We start from the raw sequence: 19,668 nt of genomic DNA, 5'->3' as shown, positions 1-19,668 counted from the left end.
AACAGATAATATTGGGTCGTACTGGGGAGACATGCGAATGAACGGGTCAAGGCGGTCGGTCGCGGGCACGGTGCTCGCGGCGCTGATGCTCTCGGCGTGCGGCGGGGGTGGAGGCGGCAGCGGAAGCAGCGGCCCGGTCACTGTGACGCCGACGCCGAGCCCGACTCCCGCCCCCACCGCAAGTTGCGGCCTGCCCGCGCGGCAGGCGTTCGCCAAGGCGGTGATCGACGAATGGTATCTGTTCCCCGGCGATGTCGCGAGCAGCGCGAATCCAGTGGGCTATTCCGACGTCCAATCCTATATCGACGCTCTGGTCGCGCCGGCGCGCGCGCTCGGCAAGGACCGCTATTTCACCTACATCACCTCAATCGCCGAGGAGAATGCCTTCTACAACAGCGGGTCGAGCGCGGGTTTCGGGGTACGGCTCAGCTACGATGCATCGCTCCAGCGCGTCACGATCCTCGAGGCCTATGAGGGCGCGCCCGCCTTTGCCGCCGGTATCGACCGCGGCACGCAGATCGTCGGGATCGGAACGGCGACGTCGAATATCCGGACGATCGCCGCGATCGTCGCGAGCGAAGGCACCGCGGGCATCACCAACGCGCTGGGGCCGAGCGATCCCGGTGTCACCCGCGTACTGCGGATCGTCGACGCGGGCGGGGGCACGCGCGAGGTGTCGGTCACCAAGGCCGACTATGACATCGACCCGGTGTCCGACCGCTATGGCGCCAAGGTGATCAGCGAAAACGGCCGCAACTACGGCTATATCAACCTGCGCACCTTCATCCGCTCGGCCGACCCCCAGCTCGAAAGCGCGTTCCTGAATTTCCGCAACCAGGGGATCACCGATGTGGTGATCGATTTCCGCTATAATGGCGGCGGGCTGGTCAGCACGGCGGAGCTGATGGGCGACCTGCTCGGACGGAATCGCACGGCGTCGGAGCTGTTTTCGCAGACGCTTTTCCGTCCGTCGAAATCGGCCGAGAACGACCGGCATTTCTTCGAAGCCAGGCCGCAATCGATCGCGCCGACGCGTATCGCCTTTATCGGCACCGGCTCGACCGCCTCGGCATCGGAACTCGTGATCAACGGGATGCTGCCTTATCTCGGCACCGACATGACGCTCGTCGGCAGCAACACTTATGGCAAGCCGGTCGGCCAGATCGCGCTCGACAAGGCCGAATGCGACGATCGCATCCGCGTCATCGCCTTCGCGACAGGCAATGCGACGGGGCAGAGCGATTATTATGGCGGGCTCGCGCCCAAGATATCGAACAGCTGCGCGGCGGCGGACGACCCGTCCTTCCCGCTCGGTGATCCGCGCGAAGCCTCGGTGCGCGCCGCGATCGACTTTCTCGCGGGCAACGCCTGCACCGCGCGTATCGCCGAGGCGTCGGCGGGCGCGCTCGCGCGCGGCGGGAGGGCACTGGCGGCCGAGCCTGAAATGCTGATCGCGCAAACCCCGCGTGCGGCCCAGCGCGAGTTGCCGGGGCTTTTCTGACCGAAAAGGCGCGGCGTCTTTCAGTTTCGCGTTGCCGCGCTCGCGTCGCGGACCGCCTTGAATTCGCTACCCGCTTTCCAGCCGGGCCATTTACCCGAGCGCGCAAGTTCGTCGCCGATCCCGTAGAAAACCGAAATATCCTCGATCGCACCGTCGAGGTTCCAACCGGCGTCCCATGCGTCGCAGGCTTGGTGATAGCATTTGCCGGTATAGTCATCGACCCACTTCTGGCCCGCGTCCTTCCCGCCGCTTACCAGGTCAGAGGTGCCCGCGATGCCCATCATCAACAGGACGGGGACGCCGCGTTTCGCCATGCTGAAATGGTCGGCGCGGTAGAAGAGGCCGCGTTCGGGGAGGCTCTCGACGCTCACCGTTCGGCCCTGCTTCGCGGCGAGGCGCGCGAGATCGTCCTCCAGCGTGCCCTGGCCCTTGCCGACGAGGATGACGTCCTTCGCACGGCCTGCGGTCTGAAGGATGTCGAGGCCCAGATTGGCGACGGTCGTCTCGGGCGGATACAGCGGGCTCTGCGCATAGGCTTCCGAACCCAGCAGGCCGCGCTCCTCGGCGGTCCAGAAGGCGAAGAGGATGGTGCGGTCGGGCGGCGGCGCGGCCTTGAAATTGCGCGCGATCTCGAACAGCCCCGCCACGCCGAGCGCGTCGTCGTTGGCCCCCGCGCGATAGATCCGGCCCTGCTCGTCGGGCTTGCCCTCGCCATAGGCATCCCAGTGCGCGCCATACATCACGACTTCGTTCGGCCGCTTCGTGCCGGGGATTTTCGCCAGGACGTTCTGGCTTTGCACGACTTCATGCTTCACCGGCACCTCGGCATCGAAGCGGGTACCGAGATCGACGGGCCTGAAATTCTTGCGCCGCGCGGCGGTGCGGAGCTTCGCGAGATCCTGTCCGGCGTCGGCAAAGAGCTTCGTCGCAGTCTCGCCCGAAATCCAGCCTTGTAAGGCGAGGCTCGTCCGCTGCTCGGGCGGGACGACGAGGCCATAGTTTTCGCCGCCGCCGCTTTTGACGACGTTCCAGCCATAGCCGACGCCGTCGCTGTCGTGGACGATCAGAGCGGCGATCGCGCCGCGCCGCGCCGCTTCCTCGAATTTGTAGGTCCAGCGGCCGTAATAGGTCATCGTCCGTCCGCCGAACTTGCCCGCGCTGTCCTCGCCCTTCGCGGCGACGAAGTCGGGGTCGTTGATCAGGAAGACCGCGACCTTGCCCTTGAGGTCGGCGCCCTTGAAATCGTCCCAGCCGCGTTCGGGCGCGGTGACGCCATAGCCGACAAACACCAACGGCGCATTTGCGACGGCCGCAACGTCGGCCGGCTGGAGTGTCGAGACATAGATATCGGTGCCCTGCACGAGCGGGGTTGTCGCGCCCCCGCGCGCGAAGGCGAGTTTCGAAGGCTCGCCGAGCGCGGTGTGGAGGAGGGGGACAGGCTGCGTCCAGCCGCCGTTGGTCCCTGCAGGTTCAAGCCCGAGCGCCTGCAATCGGCCGATCAGATAGCCGATCGTGCGTTCCTCGCCAACCGTCCCGGGCGCGCGGCCCTGAAACTGGTCGGAGGCGAGGGTGCGGACGGTTTCGGTCAGATTCGAGGCTCTGATCTCCTGCGCGCCAGCGGGGGAGGCAACGAGGAGAGCGGCGAGGCAGATGGCAGGGAGTCGGGTCATCCAGGGCTTTCGGTCGATATGTGTGCCCGCAAAGGCGAGGTTCCATCTCCCTCCGGATCATAATGGCGCCGGCCGGAGATGGCCCGCCTTCGCGGGCGAACACGAACATTTATGGATTGTGCAGCCTAGCCAGCGCGGCCGCATTTGTGAACCGCCGTGCTGGCACAGGAGCGCGACTCTGGCGCCATGGGCGCTGCGCACGCGATCAGGGCGCAGTCGACGCCAGCAGATTGTCGCGCAGATTGGCGATCGCCTTTTGCACCCTGACGAAATCGTCGCCGAGTCCTGTTGCCTCGATCAGCTTGTCGCCGATACATTCATTCTGCAGGTCGCGGCCCTTCGCTGTCAGGCGGATGCGGACCTGCCGCTCGTCGGCGGGATCGCGGCGGCGTTCGACGAAGCCCGTCTGTTCGAGCTTCTTGAGGATCGGGGTCAGCGTGTTCGATTCGAGGAACAGCTTTTCGCCAAGGCTCCCGACCGTCTGATCGTCCTGCTCCCACAATGCGACAAGTGCCACATACTGTGTGTAGGTGAGCCCGAGCGGTTCGAGCACCGGCCGGTAGGCGCGCCCGAAGGCGAGGTTCGCCGAATAGACCGCGAAACAGAGATAGTCGCTGAGCGGAGGGGATTTGGGGGTCGCGGGCGTGGTCATCATGGTCCTCTCCAAGGCTGTTCGGTCGGACACGATAAGATCGCAAGACCCGCTTGCCAACCGGGCGGCGCTGGGGGAGGGGACGGCGCCGCCCGGCAAGCCGGGGTCAGACGAGGGCGGGTTCCGCCAGCGTCAGTTCGATGTCGATGTTGCCGGCAACCGCCTTCGAATAGGGGCAGATCGCGTGCGCGGCCTCGATCAGTTCCTGCGCGACGGCGCTGTCGATGCCCGGAACCTGCACGTCGAGGCGGGCGCGAAGGACGAAGCCGCCGTCCTTGTGAAGCAGGTCGATCGTCGTGTCGATCTCCGGCGTCACCGGCAGTGCGACCTTCTTCTGCTGGGCGGCGAGGCCGAGCGCGCCGAGGAAGCAGGCCGACCAGGCGGCGGCGAAGAGATTTTCGGCGGCAGGGTGCGGCTCGGGAAGCTGGATGTCGAGCACGCCGTTGGTGCTGCGCGCATAGCCTTCGGCGCCGCCTTTGACGTGGGTGGTGCCGGTGAAGAGAGTCTTGTCAGCCATTTTAGAACACCTTTCTGGATTTAGATCGTATCCGGTTATATCGGATGCGATCTAAATATGCGAGTCGCGCCGTCTAGTCAATGGGGCGCGATTGAATCGTGTGCGATTGAATTTATGATACTGTCCAAGCCATTGAATTCGGACAGAAGAAATTCAGGGACGGCGGCGGAGAAGCAGCCAGGTTGCCGCCGAAGAGGCCACTGCCGCCATCGCCGCGACAAAGGTTCCGGCCTCGGTATGCGCGAAGGGGAGCCCGCCGGTGTTCATCCCGAAGAAGCCGGTGACGAGCGTCGCGGGGAGCAGCAGCGCGCTGATCACCGAGAGGAAGTAGAGATTCTGGTTGGTCTTTTGCGCGGCCTGCAGGTCGAGTTCGTCGCGTAGCTGGCGGAGCTGCGCCTGCGTGCTCGCGACGTCGGTGTCGAGCGCGTGGAGGCGTTGGACGTGGCGCTCGGCGACGGGGGCGAACAGCGGCGGAAGGTCGGGGTCGCGTTCGAGCCGGACGAGCGTCGCGCGCATCCCTGCGACGAGGCGGTGAAGCCGCGCGCCGCGGCGGCGCACCGCGATGAGGTCGCGTGTCGCGGGGCTCATCCGTTCGTTGAGAAACTCGTCCTCGGCGGTCTGGATGTCGGCCGACAGCGCATGGACATGCTCGCTGAGCCCGTCGACCATTGTCCCGATCGCGAGGCCGAGCGCGTCGGCGCCGTCGCAGACGTCGAAGCCCGCGGCGATGCGCTGGCGCATGATGTCGGCCGAATGGATCGGATGGTAGCGGCCGGTGAGCATCACATCGGGGGTGATGACGATGTGCAGCGCACCGATCTGCGACGTCTGCGCGACGTCAAACTCACGCTCGAAGTCCTGAAGGACGAGGCCGACGACACCGTCCTCGACGATCACCTGCTGGTGCGTTTCGCGCGCGAGCATCAATTCGTGGATCGGCTCGGGGAGCTTGATCGAGCGGTCGAGCCAGCGCTGGGTGCGATCGTCGGCAAGATTGAGGTGGAGCCAGCGAAAGCTAGCGTCGGCGCAGGCCTCGCATTCGTCGATCAGCGCGGTGCCTTCGCCGGTGCGCGCGCAGGCCCAGATCAGCCCGGGCTGCATCACGATGGCCCCGAAGTCCGGAGCGGCCGGCGTGTCTCCGCGCGTTGCCGTGGCCCTGATCCTTTAGAAGATGGCAGACAAAAGCATGTATAGCACGCCCGAGAGCAGGATCGAAACCGGAAGCAAGAGCACCCACGCCATTACGACGTTGCGGATCGTCGCCATTTGCAGTCCCGAACGGTTCGGGGTGTCGGCGGCGGTTGCGTTCATGCGCTTGCCTCGCTCCGGAATCGGATGCCGGATCGGGCTATGCCCTCGTGATGACAGGCTTGTGACGCGGACCCTAGTCGTCCGTCGGCGGCGGCGACCAGCCTTTCTTGTACTTCTCGAACCAGGCGAGGATCGCCGATGCTTTCGCGGCCGACTGCGACGGGCGCGCGGCGATCCCGCCGTGGCTGGCGCCGGGCACCTTGATCAGCGCGGTCGGCACACCGCGCAGGCGGAGCGCGGTATAATATTGCTCTGACTCGCTGACCGGGGTGCGATAATCCTCGGCGCCGACGATGATCAAGGTCGGGGTCTTCACATTTCCGACGAGCGACAGCGGCGAAAGCGACCAGTAGAGGTCGGGCTTTTCCCACGGCTCGGCGCCCAGCCAATAGGGGCCGAAGAAGCCGGGGCCGTCGGCGGTGAGCGCCTGCGACGTCCAGTTGATCACCGGCTTTTGCGCGACCGCCGCCTTGAAACGGTCGGTCTTGCCGACGATCCAGCTGGTCAGCACGCCGCCGCCCGAACCGCCGGTGACGAAGAGTGCTTGCGGGTCGGCGATGCCGAGTTCGATCGCGCGATCGACGATGCTGATGAGGTCGAAATAATCATTGCCCGGGTAGGCCTTGTCGATCTCGTTCGCGAAGGCCGCGCCGTAGCTGGTCGAACCGCGCGGGTTGGCCGAGAGGACGGCATAGCCAGCGGCGGCGTAAAGCTGGTTGTCGGTCGAGAAATGACCGCCATAGGCCGCGAACGGCCCACCGTGGATTTCGAGGATCAGCGGCACGCGCTGTCCCTCGCGATAGCCGGGTGGGAGGGTCAGCCAGCCCTCGATCGTCTTGCCATCGTGGCTGGAGGCGGCGGTGATCTTGCGCACCGCGCCGAGCGATTTCACCTCGCGCAAGCTGCGGTTGAGGTCGGTCAGAATGCGCGCGCTGCCCCCGCGCGCGAGTTGTACCTCGGCGGGGCGCTGCGCGGTGCCGCCGGTGAAGGCGATCGCGCCGCCATCCGACACGCTGAAACTGCCGCCGGTATAGGGCCGGTCGAGCCCACCGCCCGAAAGGCCGGTCGCAGCGGTGCGTGCCGAGCCGTCGAGGCCGATGCGCGCGACCTTGGTTTCGCCATGACCGTCATATTGCGCGTAAACCGATTTGCTGTCGGCGGCCCACTGGATCGCATCGACGCTGTAATCCCAGTTTGCGGTCAGGCTGCGCTTGCCCGATCCGTCGCGGTTCATGACGTAGATCCGGGTGTTCTCATAGGCGCGCAGCTTGTCGTCGAAGCCGAGGTAGGCGATTTTCGAGCCGTCCGGCGAAACGAGCGGATTCGCATCGGGACCGTTGCGGTCGGTGAGCGCGGTGACCGCGCCGCTCGCGACGTCGAGCGCGTGGATTTCGCTCTCGACGGGGTCGCGCTCCCAATCGGGCTTGCGGTTCGCGCTGAAATAGAGGGTGCGGCCCTCGCGCGACCAGCTCAAGGGGCCGGTGTCGTGATAGGGGCCGAAGGTCAGCTGGCGCGGCGAACCGCCGGTCGCGGGAACGACGAATATCTTCTCGAAACCGGGCTCGAGGAATCCCTCGCCGTCGGCCTTGAAGGCAAGGAGGTCGTGGACCTCGAGCGGTTCGGCCCATTTGGCGCCCTCGGGCTTGTTCTTCGGCGCGCTGCCGAAGCTCGGCTCATCGTCCTTGACCAGCATCGTATAGGCGATCGAGCGGCCGTCGGGCGACCAGGCGAGCGCGGAGGGCGGGGTCGGCAGGCCGGTGAGACGAACGACTTCGCCGCCGCTCATCCAGCGCACCCAGAGTTGCGCCGAGCCGCCCGCGGTCGAGACATAGGCGAGACGTCCGCCGTCGGGCGACCAGCGCGGCGCGAAGGTTGCGCCTTCATTGGCGCCCAGCGGGATTTCCTCGCCGGTGGTCGTATCGATCAGCCAGATCGAGCCGACCGCGCGGTCGGTCATGATGTCATTCTGCCGCCGCACATAGGCGATGCGGCGGCCGTCAGGGCTGATCTGCGGATCGGACGCGATGGCGAGGTCGAAGAGGTCGGCACCGGTAAAGCGGCGCTCGGGCCCCAGCCGCGCGCTGCCCATTGCCGAGGCCGGGGCGGAAGCGGATTCGGTTTCTGCGGTCGCTTGCCCGGCGAAGGCGGGCTGGGCGGCGAGAATGAGAAGGCTGGCGCCGAAGCAGACGGGCTTGCGCATCGATATTTTCTCCTCTTTTGTCCTCTTCCTTGCGCCTTTGTGCCTTCGCGCGAAACACGAAAGATCCGTCGCATGGCGCCATCGCTCGCCGGGGCTTGCCTACAGCATATATTTCATCCGGATGGACTGGCGCGTGTCGCCCGTCACCACGAAGCTCGCCGACTTGAAGCTCGGGGCCCCCATGCCGATCGCCGGGTTGCGCGAGAAGCCGAAGCCTTCCTTCGGCAGGAACAGCGCCATATCCATCCTGTTGTTGGCATTTTCGTCATGCACCACCGCGATCGCATAGGTGCCGTCGGCGGGCGCGTGGATCACAAAATTGCCGGCGTCGACCGCCTTGACCGCCATCCGCACCGAGGCCTTGTCCTTGCTGCAATCGGGGAAAGCCTTGGGGTTCGTGGTCAGGCAGACGAGAATCTGGCCCTTGTCGTTGCGCAGGCCGGTGACGCTGACGTCAACCGTCGGCGGCGCGCTCGCGGCGGTCAGCAGCAGCGGCAAAAGAACCGAGCCCGATATCCGTGCCGCACGCCTTGTCCCAGAAACGGAAATAGAGCCCATAATTCCCCCGATAGGCGGCGTGATGCGCCTCGTGATTCGTCGCGGTTATCAGCCAGCGCCCCGCGGGTCCATGCACCAGCGCGCGCGGGAACATCTCCCATCCCATATGATTGCCGACACCCATCACGGTCATGATCGTCAGCACCAGCCCCAGCACCGCGACATGGATCGGGATCAGGAACACCAAAGCCGGGATGACCACGGCGCCGGTGATCGCCTCAACCGGGTGAAAGCTCATCGCCGCCCACGCGGTCGGCGGGCGGCTCTGATGGTGCACCGCATGCGCGATGCGGAACCAGCGGGGCCGGTGCATCAGCCTGTGCGTCCAGTAAAACCATGTGTCGTGGAGCATCAGATAGGCGAGCAGGCTGACCGGCAAATACCAGAGCGGAAGAGCGTGAACGTCGGTGTAGATGCGCGTCCAGCCGTGCACCTGCCATCCCCAGGCGACGACGCCCGCCGGAATGCCGTAGATCGCGGCGCTCGCAAGGCTCCAGCCGATCTCGCGCCTCATCTGGTGTTCCAGCCCGCGATAGAGGCCCGGATGCCTGATCCGCGTCGCCAGCGCGAAGCCGCCGCTGCTGATCAGATAGCGCACCCCGACAATCAGCGTCATCGCGAGCGCGGAGAAAAGGATCGCCGCCATGCACGAAGCGATAGCCGCCCGCGCGCGCTGCGGCTAGGGCGGACGCATGGCCGCGTCGAACACCGACTCTTGTGACATAGCGATCGTCGGCGGCGGGCTCGCGGGCGGGCTCGCGGCGCTCGCGCTCGCGGCAAAGCGGCCGGGCCTCGACGTCCGGCTGGTCGAGCCCGGCCCGATCGGCGGCAATCATATCTGGTCCTTCTTCGACAGCGACATTGCGAAGCGCGACCGCTGGCTCGTCGCACCGCTCGTCCGGTATCATTGGGATCGGTACGACGTCGCTTTCCCCGCGCACGCCCGGACGCTGCGCATGGGGTATAAGAGCATTACCGGCGAAGCGTTGGCCGAGGCGGTCGCGGTGGCGCTGCCCGAGGGCCGCATCATCGCCGACAAGGCCAAGCATGTCGCGCCCGACCATCTGCTGCTCGCGCGCGGCGGGCGGCTTTCGGCGAAGCATGTCATCGACGCGCGCGGCGCGGGCAAGCTTTCGGGCATTGATTGCGGCTGGCAGAAATTCGTCGGCCAGGCGCTGACCGTCGAGGGCGGGCATGGCATCGACCGCCCGCTCGTGATGGATGCTACCGTCGACCAGCTGGACGGCTACCGCTTCGTCTATCTGCTCCCGTTCGATGCCGAGACGATCTTCGTCGAGGACACCTATTATAGCGACAGCCCCGATCTCGACGTTGCGGCGGTCCGTGACCGGATCGCCGACTATGCGGCGCGGCGCCAATGGAATGTGACCGCGACCACGCGCGAGGAAACCGGCGTGCTCCCGGTGGTCGTCGCGGGCGATTTCGACCGCCTCTGGCCCGAATCGGACCGCACCGCGCGGATCGGCGTGCGCGCCGGGGTGTTTCATGCCCTCACGGGATATTCGCTGCCCGATGCCGTGCGAACTGCCGCGGCGCTGCCCGATCTGATCGGCAGTGCCGATCTGCCGATCCTATTGCGCGATCGCGCCGCAGCATCCTGGCGCCGCCAGCGCTTCTATCGCATGCTCGGCGCGATGCTCTTCCGCGCCGCCGAACCCGCCGAACGCTACCGCATCTTCGAGCGCTTCTATCGCCTGTCACCGGGCCTGATCGCGCGCTTCTATGCCGGACGGCCGAACGCCGCCGACAAGCTCAGGATATTGTCGGGCAAACCGCCCGTACCCGTCGGCCGCGCGATTGCGGCGCTTTCGAGATTGGACTGGAAATGACCCGCCGCGCGATCGTCATCGGCGCCGGATTCGGCGGGCTCGCGCTCGCGATCCGGCTGCAATCGGCCGGGGTCGAAACGACGATCGTCGAGGCGCGCGACAAGCCTGGCGGGCGCGCGTACCACTGGAAACACGACGGGTTCACTTTCGACGCGGGGCCGACGGTGATCACCGACCCGCCGTGCCTGCAGGAGCTGTGGGCGCTCAGTGGACAGGACATGGCGGCCGACGTCGATCTCGTCCCCGTCACGCCCTTTTACCGCCTCAACTGGCCCGACGGCACCAACTTCGACTATTCGAACGACGAGGCCGCGCTCCGCTCCGAAATCGCGAAGCTCAACCCCGCCGATATCGCGGGTTACGACCGCTTCCTCGACTATTCGAAAGGCGTGTACGAACAGGGCTATGTGAAGCTCGGCGCGGTCGCCTTCCTCGACTTCGCGTCGATGATCAAAGCTGCGCCCGCGCTGATGAAATACCAGGCGTGGCGCAGCGTTTATTCAATCGTTTCCTCCTATGTTCGCGACGAGCGGCTGCGGCAGGCGCTGTCGTTCCACACCCTGCTCGTCGGGGGCAATCCGATGACGACGAGCAGCATCTATGCGCTCATCCACACGATCGAAAAGGATGGCGGGGTCTGGTTCGCGCGCGGCGGTACCAATGCGCTCGTTGGCGGAATGGTCGCTCTATTTCAGAGGCTTGGCGGAGAATTGCGCCTCGCCGATCCGGTCACGTCGATCCACGCCGTGGGGGATCGAGCAACCGCGGTGACAACACAAAGCGGTTGGCGCGCCGCCGCCGACATGATCGCGTGCAACAGCGACCTGATGCACAGTTACAAGGATCTGCTCGACCATCCGCGTGGGCGGAAGGTCGCAAAGAGCCTCGCCCGCAAGCGCTGGTCGCCCTCGCTCTTCGTCGTCCATTTCGGCGTGAAGGGCGACTATCCGGACATCGCGCACCACAGCATCCTCTTCGGTCCGCGCTACAAAGGCCTGCTGAGCGACATATACGGTGGCAAGGTGCCTGAGGATTTCTCGCTCTACCTCCACCATCCCAGCATCACCGATCCGGCGATGGCGCCACCCGGCCATTCGGCCTTCTACGCGCTCGCGCCCGTCGCGCATCTCGGCAAGACGCAGCCCGACTGGGACGGCGATTTCGGCGCGCGCTTCGCCGACGCGATCCTCGACGAGGTCGAGCGCCGCGTCGCCCCCGGCCTCCGCGCCAACCTCGTCACCCGTTTCCATTGCGCTCCCACCGATTTCGGCCGCGACCTGTCGGCGCATCTGGGCAGCGCCTTCAGCCTCGAGCCTGTGCTGTGGCAGAGCGCGTGGTTCCGCGCCCACAATCGCGACGACAAGCTTGCAAATCTCTATTTTGTTGGTGCCGGCACCCATCCGGGCGCGGGAATCCCTGGGGTGGTGGGGAGCGCGAAGGCGACGGCGGCGCTGATGCTCGAATAACAAACATCGGTTCGCCCTGAGCCACTCGACTGCCTTGCAGGCGCTCGGGAGAGCCTTGTCGAAGGGCCGTTCTTCCTTCAAAGGCAGCGGAAGAAAAGGGCGGGACGTCGACAAGCTCAGCCCGAATGGAATTTGTGAAAGCCACGAAGCGATGAAACGCCTTGCCGTCTATTGCGGGTCCGCGACCCCCGAAGATCCAATCTATATCGAAACCGCGCGCCACGTCGGCCGCACGCTCGCGGAGCGCGGGATCGGCGTCGTCTATGGCGGCGGCCGCCTCGGGCTGATGGGCGCGGTCGCCGACAGCGCCTTGGAAGCCGGTGGCGAGGTCATCGGGATCATCCCCGAGGCACTCGTCGGTGCCGAGGTCGCGCATCGCGGCTGCACCGAGCTCCACGTCGTCAGTGGCATGCACGAGCGCAAGAAGATGTTCACCGACCTTTCGGACGGTTTTCTGACCATTCCCGGCGGCGTCGGCACGATGGACGAATTGTGGGAAGCGATCAGCTGGGCGCAGCTCGGCTATCACAGCAAGCCGGTGGGGGTGCTGAACGCGGCGGGCTTCTACAACGAGCTGATCGCGTTCAACCGCAAGATGGTCGAGGTCGGCTTCATCCGCCCCGCGCATGCCGGGATCATGATCGTCGACGCGGGCCTCGACGAGCTGCTCGACAAGATGGCGTCTTACGTTCCGCACCAGACGATCTTCGCGATGAAGGCCGAAAATCTGTAATGATCGACGGGGGGGCCTATGACGCACATGCCCTCCACGGTTTCGCGCACGACAGCATCGCGCGCGGATCGAAAAGCTTCGCGCTCGCCAGCCAGCTCTTCGACCGGATCACCCGCGAGCGCGTCTGGCTGCTTTACGCCTGGTGCCGCGCCGCCGACGACCTGACCGACGGGCAGGATCATGGCGGGACGATGCGGCCGGGACAAGATCCCGCCGCTGCGGTCGCCCATATCCGCGCGCAGACCGACAAGGCGTTCGCGGGCGAACCGACGGGCGAGCCCGCGTTCGACGCACTCGGGCTGCTGCTGACCGAAATCGCTATTCCACGCTCCGTGATCGATGACATCGTCGCGGGCTTCGAGCTTGACGCGAAGGATTGGCGTCCGCGCAGCGAGGCCGACCTGCTGCGCTACAGCTATCATGTCGCGGGCGCCGTCGGCGTCGCGATGGCGCTGGTGATGGGGATCGACCCCAAGGATACAACCACGCTCGACCGCGCCTCGGACCTCGGCATCGCCTTCCAGCTCGCAAACATTGCGCGCGACGTCGCCGAGGATGCTGCCGCCGATCGCTGCTACCTGCCCGTCGACTGGATGGTCGAACTCGACATTCCACCCGGCCAGCATATGCACCCCGCCTATCGTTCGCGGCTTGCGGTCATGGCGAAATGGCTCGCCGAAATGGCCGGGGAATATGAGGCGTCGGCGCGCTGGGGCGCGCGCAAGCTGCCTCCGCGCAGCCGCTGGGCGGTGCTCGCCGCCGCCGGCATCTATGGCGACATCGCGCGCGAGGTGCGGGCGCGCGGCGATCATGCGTGGGACCACCGCGCGGGGACTTCGCGTCTCGCCAAGCTCGGGTGGGTTGCGCGCGCCGGCTGGTCGGTGCTTCGCCGTCCGCCGGAGCGGCGGATCAGCCGCGACGGTCTGTGGACGCGCGCGCGGAGCGATGAGGCGCCCGCATGAGCTGGATCGAATGGCTGGCCGCCGCGCTGGTCCTCATCAATGTCGCGCTCGTCGCGCTTCGCAGCGTGTGGAACTACCCTTTCGCGCTCGTCGCGGTCAGCCTCTACGCCTTCGTCTTCTTCGAAGCGAAATTGTACAGCGACATGCTGCTGCAGGGCTTTTTCCTCGTCCTCAACCTCTATGGCCTCATCGCCTGGGTCCGGGCGCGCGAGGACAGTGGCATCCCGGTCGGCTGGCTGAGCGAGCGCGCGCGCTGGATCTGGGGCAGCGTCACTTTCGCCGCCTGGATCGTCTGGAGCGCCGCGATGCACCGCTTCACCGACGCCGCGGCGCCATGGATCGACGGCGGCATCGCGATGATGAGCATCACCGCGCAATGGCTGCTCGCGCGGCGGCGAGTCGAAAGCTGGTGGCTGTGGATTGCCGTCGACCTGATCGCGGTGCCGCTGTTCGCGTGGCGCGGCCTCTATGCGACGAGCGCGGTCTATGTCGTCCTGCTCGGCCTGTCGATCGATGGGCTGATCCAGTGGCGCCGCGCGGCGTTGACCGGCGCGATCCCCGAATGACACGCCATATCTGCCTTCACGGCGCAGAGAGCACGGGCAAGTCGACGCTCGCGCCGCGACTTGCCTTTCGCCTCGGCGCGCTCGTCGTTCCCGAATATGGCCGCACCTATGCCGAAGAGCACGGCACCGAGTTTGACGAGATCGACCTGCTCGCAATCTTCGACGGCCATGTCGCGGCGACGCGGGCGGCGCTTGCGCAAAATCCCGAGTGGCTGGTATCGGACACCGACCCGCTGATGACGCAGGCTTGGGCGGTCATGCTGCTCGGTCGGCGCTTGCCCGAGATCGACCTCTGGGACGAGCCCGCCGACCTCTATCTCGTCCCGGCGATGGATCTGCCGTGGGAGGAGGATGGAACGCGCCTGTTCGGCAGCGACCTCGCACGGCGCCAGTTCATGGACGTCGCGATCGGCGAGCTCGAGCGGCGGAACCTGCGCTGGGCGTGGGTCGATGGCGACGGCAACGAACGGCTCGAGAATGCGGTGGCGGCGATGCGCGCGGCGGGGCTTTTGTAGACGCAAACCGGTCGGTTGGCATCATCTCTGCGCAAATCCTCTTCCATCCGGCCTTGCGGTCGCTACACAGCCGCCATGGCCAACATCCTGATCCTCGCCGCGCTCGCCGAAGAGGGCGATGCGCTGTTCGCCGATGCGGGAACGAAGCGCGATGGCGCCTTCGCCCCGCGCCGCCTCACCGTGAACGGCCACGACCTGACCATCGTCATCTCGGGCCTCGGCAAGGTCAATGCCGCGCTCGCCGCCGGGATGATCAGCGGCGATGCCGATCTGTTGGTGATGAGTGGCACTTGCGGGTCGCTGGGTGCGGCCCCCGGCGCGTATTGGCTCGCCGAGGCGGTGCAGCATGATTATGGCGCGAACGAGCCCGGCCGGTTCCGCCGTTACCGCGCGGGCGAGTGGCCGATCGGCGAAGCGGGCGAATCGCATTTCGCGGCGATGCCCGACCCGGGGCTCGGCCTGCCGCACGCACGGATCGCGAGCGGCGACAGCTTCGTCGCTTGTCCCGACGCTGCGGCGGACCTCAAATCGCTTGGCGCGACATTGGTCGATATGGAGGTCGGTGCGGTTGCCCAGGTGGCGGCGCGGCTCGGCAAACCGTGGGCGGCGATCAAGGCGGTGACCGACGAAGCCAACGGCGACAGCGCGGGCGATTTCCATGCGAATCTGGTGCGTGCGGCGCGCGTCGCGGCGCGCGAGACGGAGCGACTGGTCGCGATGATCTGACCGTTTCGTGCCGGCGCAGCCTATGCTAGCCTCGCCGCCTGACTCGGCCATGGGAGAGGTCGTCATGCGGTATCGGTCTTCGTTTGGCCTGTTCGCGGCCTGCGCATTGGCGGCCTGCGCATTGTTTGCCGCGCCGCCAGCCGTCGCGGCGGACGGAGACGTCGGCGGGGGAGGTTCGACCCCCGACCAGATTGCGGCCGCTTATGACCCGACCGCCGACTATCAGGCGGGTGCCGACGCCTATGCGACGGGCAATTTCGCCGCAGCCGCGAAGGCGTTTCGCAAGATCGTCGCGGCGGTGCCGAAGAATCCGCAGGCCAATTATCTGCTCGGCGCCAGCCTGATGGCGCAAGGCGATTTCGCGCGCGCGGTCAAGCCGTTCGAGACGGCGCTGCGCTATGACGAAAAGATGATCGACGCGCGGCGCGACCTCGGCATTGCGCAGGCGACGCTGGGCAAGACGGAAAAGGCGACCGAACAGCTCGCGGCGCTGAAAGCCCTGCAGGAGGCGTGTGGCGGCATTTGCGCCAATTCGGCAAAGATCACTGACGGGATCGCGCGGATCGAGGCGGCGATCGCCGCTGGTCCGCAGGCGCAAGGCTGGGTCGAACCCGAGATCCGGCTGGCGTAGCGGGGCCGCGCGGCACGCTGGCCCAGGCGCGGCGCCTTCAGGCAGCGCATCGGCAATTTTGTTGCGATGCAGCAGCGCTTCTGTTAGGGGCGCGGCGTTTCGCGGCGCTCTGCGCGCTGCCCCCTCCCATCAAGGCCCTCTCCGCATGTCTTTGCGCAATATCGCCATTATTGCCCACGTCGATCATGGCAAGACCACCCTCGTCGACCAGCTCTTCCGCCAGTCGGGCACCTTCCGCGACAACCAGCGTGTTGAGGAAAGAGCCATGGATTCCAATGACTTGGAGAAAGAGCGCGGGATCACGATTCTCGCGAAGTGCACCTCGGTCGAGTGGGGCGAAGGCGCCGATGCGACGCGCATCAACATCGTCGACACGCCGGGCCACGCCGACTTCGGCGGCGAGGTCGAGCGTATCCTCTCCATGGTCGACGGGGTCATCCTGCTCGTCGACGCGGCCGAAGGCCCGATGCCGCAGACCAAGTTCGTGACCGGCAAGGCGCTCGCGCTCGGCCTGAAGCCGATCGTCGTCGTCAACAAGATCGACCGCAGCGACGCGCGCGCCGCCGAAGTGCTCGACGAAGTGTTCGAACTGTTCCTGACCCTCGAAGCCAATGACGAACAGCTCGACTTCCCGATCCTCTACGCCTCGGGCCGCGGCGGCTATGCCTCGCCCGACCCCGAAGCGCGCGAGGGCACGCTCGAGCCGCTGTTCCAGACGATCGTCAGCCATGTGCCGACGCCGGGCCTCGACGAGGACGCGCCCTTCACCTTCCTCGCGACGCTGCTCGACCGCGACAATTTCATCGGCCGCATCCTGACCGGCCGTGTCCAGTCGGGCACGGTCAAGGTCAACCAGCCGATCCACGCGCTCGACATGGACGGCAAGGTCATCGAGACCGGCCGCGCGTCGAAGCTGCTGGCGTTCCGCGGGCTCGACCGCGTTCCCGTCGACGAAGCGCGCGCGGGCGACATCGTCGCGATCGCGGGCCTGACCAACGCGACCGTCGCGAACACGATCGCCGACACCAGCGTCAGCGAGCCGATCGCCGCGCAGCCGATCGACCCGCCGACGCTGTCGATGCGCTTTGCCGTCAACGACAGCCCGATGGCGGGCCGCGAAGGCAGCAAGGTGACGAGCCGCATGATCCGCGATCGCCTGTTCCGCGAAGCCGAGACGAACGTCGCGATCCGCATCACCGAAAGCGCCGACAAGGACAGCTTCGAAGTCGCCGGGCGCGGCGAGCTCCAGCTTGGCGTGCTCATCGAGACGATGCGCCGCGAAGGCTTCGAACTCGGCATCAGCCGCCCGAAGGTGCTGTACGGCACCGACGAGAGCGGCGCGCGCACCGAACCTTATGAAACCGTCGTCATCGACGTCGACGACGAACATTCGGGCACGGTCGTCGAGAAGATGCAGATCCGCAAGGCCGACCTTACCGACATGCGCCCGTCGGGCGGCGGCAAGACGCGCATCACCTTCAGCGGCCCGTCGCGCGGCCTGATCGGCTATCACGGCGAATTCCTGTCCGACACGCGCGGCACCGGCATCATGAACCGGCTGTTCGAGAAATACGGGCCCTACAAGGGCGTGATCGAGGGGCGCAAGAACGGCGTCCTCATCTCGAACGGCAATGGCGAAGCCGTCGCCTACGCGCTCGGCCCGCTCGAAGAGCGCGGCATCCTGTTCGTCTCGCCCGGCGAGGCGCTCTATGAGGGCATGATCATCGGCGAGAATGCCAAGCCCGAGGATCTGGAAGTCAACCCGATGAAGTCGAAGCAGCTCACGAACTTCCGTTCGACGGGCAAGGACGACGCGATCCGCCTGACCCCGCCGCGCCGCATGACGCTGGAACAGGCGATCGCCTATATCGACGACGACGAGATGGTCGAAGTGACCCCGAAGAACATCCGCATCCGCAAGGCGATCCTCGACCCACACGAGCGGAAGAAGGCGAGCCGCAAGAAGGAAGCGGCTTAAGATACGGACCGGCGGCCCAAAAATGCCGCCGGTTTTTCGTTGGGGCGTCTCTTTCGGTTTTCGTCATGCTGAACTCGTTTCAGCATCCATGGCTCGCGCTCTCGTTCGGCGCCGCGTTACCGGCTGGGGCAGGCCATGGACCCTGAAACAAGTTCAGGGTGACGAGGAGTGGAGCGAACGGGATATGAAGAGATCGACGCCGTGAGCCGCCTGATCCTGTTCAACAAACCCTATGGCGTCCTGTCGCAATTCACCGACAAGGGCATGACCGCGCCCGCGGATGGCCCGCGCGCGACGCTGTCCGACTATATCGACGTGCCCGGCGTCTATCCCGCCGGGCGGCTCGACCGCGATAGCGAGGGGCTGCTGATCCTGACCGACGACGGCGCGCTGCAGGCGCGGATTTCGTCGCCGAAGCACAAGACGCCCAAAACCTATCTCGCGCAGGTCGAGGGCGAGCCCGACGACGCCGCGCTGGCGGCGCTGCGCCGCGGGGTCACGCTGAACGACGGCCCGACCCGCCCCGCGACCGTCCGCCGCATCGAGGCGCCCCAGCTTTGGGACCGCGACCCGCCGGTGCGATACCGCAAGAGCGTGCCCGATGCGTGGCTCGAACTCACGATCACCGAAGGCCGCAACCGCCAGGTCCGCCGGATGACCGCTGCAGTGGGGTTCCCGACGCTGCGGCTGGTGAGGTGGCGCATAGGAGCGTGGGAGATCGGGGACTTGGGGTTGGGGGAGTGGCGTAGCATCGCGTGATCGCGGCGCCGACCGGGGACGCGCTGCCCCCGACCGACGCCGCCCTGTTCCCGAGACTAGCGGCCGGCGAAGCTTGCCTTGATTTCGCGGCCGATCGTCACGGCATTTTCGTCGATCACGAAATGGCCGGCGTCGAGCCAGACGAGGCGCGCATCGGGCAGGTCGCGCTTATAGGCTTCGGCGCCTGGCGCGATGAAGATCGGATCATTCTTGCCCCACAGAATCAGCGTCTTCGGCCGATACTGACGGAACAGCGCGTGCCATTTGTCGTAAGACGCGACGTTCGAGCGATAATCCTCGAACAGGTCGAGCTGGATCGCGTCGTTGCCGGGACGGTCGAGCAGCGCCTGATCGATCGTCCAATTGTCGGGATTGATCGCGTCCGGGTTTTTTGCGCCATAGCTGTACTGGAACCGGGTCGTGTCGAGCGTGAGGAGGGTGCGCGCGTTGGCTTCCGACGCAGCGTTGCGCTGTTGACCGATGGGTAGCAGTGCCTGCTTTACCGGATCGCCGACGCCGTCGAGATAGGCGTTGGCGTTCTGGATCACGAAGCCTTTCACCTGCGTCGGCCGCTGCGCGAAGAGCCGGAAGCCGACCGGGCCTCCATAGTCCTGCATATAGAGGACGTAGGATTTGAGCCCGAGCTGATCGATCAGGCCCGCGACATGCGCGGCGAGATTGTCGAAATTATAGTCGAATTCGGACGCGGGCGGCGCGTCGGACTGGCCGAAGCCGACATAGTCCGGCGCGATGACATGGAATTTGTCGGCCAGCTGCGGGATCAGGTCGCGATACATCTGGCTGCTACTCGGAAAGCCGTGGAGCAGCACGATCGTCGGCGCCGCCGGGTCGCCGGCTTCGCGATAGAAGATCTTGCGGCCGTTTACGGTCGCGAAATGGTAGCTGGTGGAGTGGATCGCCGATGCGGCGGCGGGCGCCGACGCGGCGGGCGCGGCCTCGGCCGAAAGCGGGGCCGCAGCAAGCAGGGCGATCGCGACGGCGCGGATCAGATATTGGGTCATGACGGGTTCCTGTTGGCAGGGTGAGGGGTGGGCGCCGCTAGGGGACGGAGA

20 protein-coding genes are annotated in these 19,668 nt (G+C 66.3%); 11 read left to right on the top strand and 9 right to left on the bottom strand.

What is annotated here, in order from left to right:
• The first annotated feature begins 37 nt into the window (after window positions 1-37).
• The gene (locus QOL79_RS16665) at window positions 38-1,501 is read left to right on the top strand and encodes a S41 family peptidase (protein WP_283420192.1); all 1,464 of its coding nucleotides are present in this window, start codon (window positions 38-40) and stop codon (window positions 1,499-1,501) included.
• A gap of 20 nt (window positions 1,502-1,521) precedes the next feature.
• Here the strand turns inward: QOL79_RS16665 and QOL79_RS16660 are convergent, their stop codons facing one another.
• From QOL79_RS16660 to QOL79_RS16625, 8 genes are all read right to left on the bottom strand, one after another.
• Complete coding sequence (locus tag QOL79_RS16660; RefSeq protein ID WP_283420191.1) at window positions 1,522-3,171, bottom strand: M20/M25/M40 family metallo-hydrolase; 1,650 nt, start codon at window positions 3,169-3,171, stop codon at window positions 1,522-1,524.
• Between the two features lie 205 nt (window positions 3,172-3,376).
• Window positions 3,377-3,826 carry a MarR family winged helix-turn-helix transcriptional regulator gene (locus QOL79_RS16655; RefSeq protein WP_349306426.1) on the bottom strand — a complete coding sequence of 150 codons (450 nt, stop codon included), beginning with the start codon at window positions 3,824-3,826 and terminating at the stop codon, window positions 3,377-3,379.
• Window positions 3,827-3,929: 103 nt separating this feature from the next.
• The gene (locus QOL79_RS16650; RefSeq protein ID WP_283420190.1) at window positions 3,930-4,340 is read right to left on the bottom strand and encodes an Ohr family peroxiredoxin; all 411 of its coding nucleotides are present in this window, start codon (window positions 4,338-4,340) and stop codon (window positions 3,930-3,932) included.
• A 153-nt stretch (window positions 4,341-4,493) separates the two neighbouring features.
• On the bottom strand, window positions 4,494-5,441 hold the full coding sequence (locus QOL79_RS16645) for a CorA family divalent cation transporter (RefSeq protein ID WP_283420189.1): 948 nt from the start codon (window positions 5,439-5,441) through the stop codon (window positions 4,494-4,496).
• Window positions 5,442-5,504: 63 nt separating this feature from the next.
• Window positions 5,505-5,651: a hypothetical protein gene (locus tag QOL79_RS16640; protein WP_283420208.1), complete on the bottom strand. Its 147-nt coding sequence runs from the start codon at window positions 5,649-5,651 to the stop codon at window positions 5,505-5,507.
• Between the two features lie 73 nt (window positions 5,652-5,724).
• On the bottom strand, window positions 5,725-7,851 hold the full coding sequence (locus QOL79_RS16635) for a S9 family peptidase (protein WP_283420188.1): 2,127 nt from the start codon (window positions 7,849-7,851) through the stop codon (window positions 5,725-5,727).
• Between the two features lie 99 nt (window positions 7,852-7,950).
• Entirely contained in the window at window positions 7,951-8,349 is a 399-nt protein-coding gene (locus QOL79_RS16630; RefSeq protein WP_283420187.1) for a DUF2141 domain-containing protein, read from the bottom strand.
• Window positions 8,306-9,055 carry a sterol desaturase family protein gene (locus tag QOL79_RS16625; RefSeq protein ID WP_283420186.1) on the bottom strand — a complete coding sequence of 250 codons (750 nt, stop codon included), beginning with the start codon at window positions 9,053-9,055 and terminating at the stop codon, window positions 8,306-8,308. Before QOL79_RS16625 ends, QOL79_RS16630 begins: the two co-directional genes overlap by 44 nt.
• A gap of 46 nt (window positions 9,056-9,101) precedes the next feature.
• On the opposite strand from QOL79_RS16625, the gene crtY reads away from it, so the two are divergent.
• The 10 genes from crtY to QOL79_RS16575 all read left to right on the top strand — a co-directional run bounded on the left by crtY (window position 9,102) and on the right by QOL79_RS16575 (window position 18,595).
• Window positions 9,102-10,259 (top strand): lycopene beta-cyclase CrtY, encoded by a 1,158-nt coding sequence (crtY, locus tag QOL79_RS16620; RefSeq protein WP_283420185.1) that lies wholly within the window; start codon window positions 9,102-9,104, stop codon window positions 10,257-10,259.
• Window positions 10,256-11,725: a phytoene desaturase gene (locus QOL79_RS16615; RefSeq protein ID WP_283420184.1), complete on the top strand. Its 1,470-nt coding sequence runs from the start codon at window positions 10,256-10,258 to the stop codon at window positions 11,723-11,725. Before crtY ends, QOL79_RS16615 begins: the two co-directional genes overlap by 4 nt.
• Window positions 11,726-11,876: 151 nt before the next feature.
• Window positions 11,877-12,458, top strand: coding sequence for an LOG family protein (locus QOL79_RS16610; protein WP_283420183.1), 582 nt, complete (start codon window positions 11,877-11,879; stop codon window positions 12,456-12,458).
• On the top strand, window positions 12,458-13,420 hold the full coding sequence (locus QOL79_RS16605) for a phytoene/squalene synthase family protein (RefSeq protein WP_283420182.1): 963 nt from the start codon (window positions 12,458-12,460) through the stop codon (window positions 13,418-13,420). The genes QOL79_RS16610 and QOL79_RS16605 overlap by 1 nt, the downstream gene beginning before the upstream one ends.
• Window positions 13,417-13,986 carry a nicotinamide riboside transporter PnuC gene (gene pnuC / locus QOL79_RS16600; RefSeq protein ID WP_204992009.1) on the top strand — a complete coding sequence of 190 codons (570 nt, stop codon included), beginning with the start codon at window positions 13,417-13,419 and terminating at the stop codon, window positions 13,984-13,986. Before QOL79_RS16605 ends, pnuC begins: the two co-directional genes overlap by 4 nt.
• Entirely contained in the window at window positions 13,983-14,501 is a 519-nt protein-coding gene (locus tag QOL79_RS16595; protein WP_283420181.1) for an AAA family ATPase, read from the top strand. The genes pnuC and QOL79_RS16595 overlap by 4 nt, the downstream gene beginning before the upstream one ends.
• Before the next feature lie 75 nt (window positions 14,502-14,576).
• Window positions 14,577-15,227 (top strand): 5'-methylthioadenosine/S-adenosylhomocysteine nucleosidase family protein, encoded by a 651-nt coding sequence (locus QOL79_RS16590; RefSeq protein WP_283420180.1) that lies wholly within the window; start codon window positions 14,577-14,579, stop codon window positions 15,225-15,227.
• A gap of 64 nt (window positions 15,228-15,291) precedes the next feature.
• The gene (locus QOL79_RS16585) at window positions 15,292-15,858 is read left to right on the top strand and encodes a tetratricopeptide repeat protein (protein WP_283420179.1); all 567 of its coding nucleotides are present in this window, start codon (window positions 15,292-15,294) and stop codon (window positions 15,856-15,858) included.
• Window positions 15,859-16,003: 145 nt separating this feature from the next.
• A complete protein-coding gene (gene typA / locus QOL79_RS16580; protein ID WP_204992005.1) occupies window positions 16,004-17,836 on the top strand; it encodes a translational GTPase TypA in 1,833 nt (610 codons plus the stop codon).
• Between the two features lie 201 nt (window positions 17,837-18,037).
• The gene (locus QOL79_RS16575) at window positions 18,038-18,595 is read left to right on the top strand and encodes a pseudouridine synthase (protein ID WP_283420205.1); all 558 of its coding nucleotides are present in this window, start codon (window positions 18,038-18,040) and stop codon (window positions 18,593-18,595) included.
• A gap of 56 nt (window positions 18,596-18,651) precedes the next feature.
• Here QOL79_RS16575 and QOL79_RS16570 read toward each other — a convergent pair whose 3' ends face one another.
• Complete coding sequence (locus tag QOL79_RS16570; RefSeq protein WP_283420178.1) at window positions 18,652-19,617, bottom strand: alpha/beta fold hydrolase; 966 nt, start codon at window positions 19,615-19,617, stop codon at window positions 18,652-18,654.
• Window positions 19,618-19,668 lie beyond the last annotated feature (51 nt).

Source organism: Sphingopyxis sp. Geo48 (genome assembly GCF_949769155.1).
Classification (GTDB): domain Bacteria; phylum Pseudomonadota; class Alphaproteobacteria; order Sphingomonadales; family Sphingomonadaceae; genus Sphingopyxis.
This window is presented reverse-complemented; position numbering and strand designations above follow the sequence as displayed.